Annotated in this window: 3 protein-coding genes; 1 reads left to right on the top strand and 2 read right to left on the bottom strand. The window is 43.4% G+C overall.

The features are described 5' to 3' along the window. Window positions 1–250 precede the first annotated feature (250 nt). A complete protein-coding gene (locus MHN01_RS23495) occupies window positions 251–1657 on the top strand; it encodes a hypothetical protein (RefSeq protein WP_239413776.1) in 1407 nt (468 codons plus the stop codon). On the opposite strand, the gene MHN01_RS23490 is transcribed toward MHN01_RS23495, so the two are convergent. Then, window positions 1650–2144, bottom strand: coding sequence for a hypothetical protein (locus MHN01_RS23490; RefSeq protein ID WP_239413774.1), 495 nt, complete (start codon window positions 2142–2144; stop codon window positions 1650–1652). The genes MHN01_RS23495 and MHN01_RS23490 overlap by 8 nt on opposite strands. Before the next feature lie 111 nt (window positions 2145–2255). Next, a partial coding sequence (locus tag MHN01_RS23485) for a substrate binding domain-containing protein (RefSeq protein ID WP_239413773.1) occupies window positions 2256–2766 on the bottom strand: 511 nt, incomplete at its 5' end.

Genomic DNA, 2766 nt, shown 5'->3' with positions numbered 1-2766 from the left:
TGAATAATACCCCTGCCTGGTCCGTCCAGTTAAATTTAACACAATGAGAACAAAAGACTAACTTTTAAGCGAGGTTAACTTATGCCATTGACTAAAATTATTTCTCTGAGCCGAGTTATACCAGGAACAACAGCATATTGGGTGATTGTTGCTCACCCTTTAAAACAACAACATAAATCGATTGCATATTGATATTTTCTCGGTACACTCTTCCAAAAATAAGAAGAAAGGCAGCCAGGTTTCAGTAGATATGAATGTTATTGAAAAGTTATGTGTAGTCACAGCTGTTTACGGTCTGGCGGCATGCAAAACTGAGAACCAACTCGATCTTGGTTCATTGAGCATTAATTCTTCTAATCAAGAAGTAGCTATTTCAGGTCTTGTCGTAACAAAGCAACACAGCCCATTATCGGTTCCTGAAGAATACAATCATATCCATACTCTTTCTTCTCACCTGCTCGAACATCATTGGTTGCAACACGCTAACTTTCTAGGCGATCTCGCCGAGTTAAAGGCTATGTTCAAGAAAACAAGCCTGCCTGAAGCGGCTTCATTCATCACAGCTCTGGAAAAATCCAAAAAACGTTATCTCAGTTACCTCAGTAACGTTGACGCGATAGCAGTTGGAATGCAGCGGAAAATCGACAAAGATCTGAAGAACTATCGCCATTCAATATATGAACTGAGCAATAAGATTCACTTTTTAGAAACGTCTGAGATCACTTATCAAGAAAGAGTTATCTCACTTGAAACTGAAATAAAATCTCAATCCAGGCGATATAACCAGCTCTCAGCGGCACTTCGTCAAACATTACAGCGCACCATCGATAACCATGATTCCAGCATCAAGCTAATTGATGAGCTCACGTTCAGTTATGACAATCGGCCTCATGGCATTTGTCGGCAATTTAACGGAATATCAGAGCTCCTGACAACAGTCACAGCGAACTGTGTATACATCAACCGTGATCAGTTGCTAGCCCCCTTTCCTGACTATTTGAAGGACAAGGCATCGAAAGTGATTGATAGCTATGCAGCTGATATATGGCATGCGATGACCGAACTCAATGGCTACTTTGATACGACAAATAACACACAACATTTTCCCGATAACCTAAACTACCAACTTGCGCAGGCTCGACGGGCACTGAGAGAAAAAACATATATCAACGAACGAGAATCGGCACTGCTGCTTCATCGCTACCAACAAGAACTGACCCATATCAAGCAGCAACGGGACGAAATACTCAATTTAGCTTATCTCGATGAAAACCTCCGCATTGACACACAATCCGAGGCCTTTATTCGCAAGCTCAACTTATCTGTTTCTCCCCTTGAACCCTTCGAAAACCTTTATCAATCAGCGGATATCAAACAGCAATTTACCCATGCGTACGCTGAAAAGATTATCAGCCAGTATCCATACGAGCTTTCCTTTTCCGTCTCTTCATCTGGGTATTTCTCGATCCCTAATAAAAGTGACGCCACAGGTGTGATTTTCTATTTCAACGATATCAAACAATTTCTTAGCTACGACCTGACAGAACATGGCCAACGCCCGAAAATCATTAACCAGGACAGTGCCGGATTGTCACTCAGCACTCAGTCGCTGATCGATGTGGTAAGTGGTAAGCTAAAGCAACGTTGGGCTATTTAACCTCCCGTTCGAAACCAAAGGCTTCGGCAGTTATCAACCATTCACTGGCTGTTGCTGAAGAAATCGGCTCCCTATTGTGAATAATGGTTGTGAGATCACCGCCAGTACACGTGGTGCCGTTTTGCTCGATCGTGGCACTAAACAAAGGCAGGCGATGATTAGACGACACACACCACTCCCCTTTGAAAACGCCATCTTTCAATTTACAGACCTGCGCCATTAGCTCGATATATTCTTCAACAGATCCTTTTTCTTCATCAATACACCAAAACCGTTCATAGCTGATGTAACCATCACGGGGATGATATATCTTGCCGGGAATAACTGCTGTCACATCCAGGACACCACCGCGCGTTGCGTTCACATACTGCTCAGAGATCGTGGAAATATCATCGGATGTATTGGGAATAGGCTTCGAATAGAGATCGCTAATACACGAAGCCGTAAATACACAAACAAAAATGAACAAGAGCTTGGTTTTATTCATATTAGGCAACCCCCCCAGCTGTTACCGTGATATAAAGTCATCGCTAAGCTATACGCGGCATGCTATTAAGCATATACCCAAACGCTACACGGTAACGAGCCGACAGACAGTTCAAATATGACGGCTCATATAATCGATAAACACCCTAATCTTCGGCGACACCAATTCCCGTTTCAGATAAATGGCATATGTCGAGCTTATTACCTCATAAGGGCTAAAGGTATGTTGAGGCAGTACATTGATCAGTTCACCACTTTGCAGCTCCTTTTGTACGGCCCATAAAGGCATCAACGCTAGTCCGGCATTGTTGAGCAACAACTGCTTTTGTCCGTTCACAGTATTCACCGTAATGGCACCATCAATATCAAGCCGATTAATAGGATCCTCCATCAAATACCACTCACGCCATCCCGCATAGCCATATCGAATACATTGATGGTTACTGAGCGACTGGGGTGAGTCTGGTGTTCCTCGCTTTGCCAGATACTCCGAACTAGCGCATAACAAGAAATTATTGGCTAGCAGCTTTTTGGCTATCATGGTTGAATCTGGCAAGCGGCCGCTGCGTATGGCCACATCTGTATTTTCTTCAACCAAATCAACGACCCGCTCTGTGAGTTCC

It is taken from the genome of Photobacterium sp. OFAV2-7 (assembly GCF_022347985.1).
Lineage (GTDB): Bacteria > Pseudomonadota > Gammaproteobacteria > Enterobacterales > Vibrionaceae > Photobacterium.
Note: the sequence above shows the minus strand (reverse complement) of the source record. Positions and strands in the feature narration are given on the sequence as shown.

What these genes read in the sequence shown, in the direction of transcription:
- MHN01_RS23490 (WP_239413774.1), bottom strand. Translation starts at nt 2,144, where the DNA reads ATGAATAAAACCAAGCTCTTGTTCATTTTTGTTTGTGTATTTACGGCT.
- MHN01_RS23495 (WP_239413776.1), top strand. Translation starts at nt 251, where the DNA reads ATGAATGTTATTGAAAAGTTATGTGTAGTCACAGCTGTTTACGGTCTG.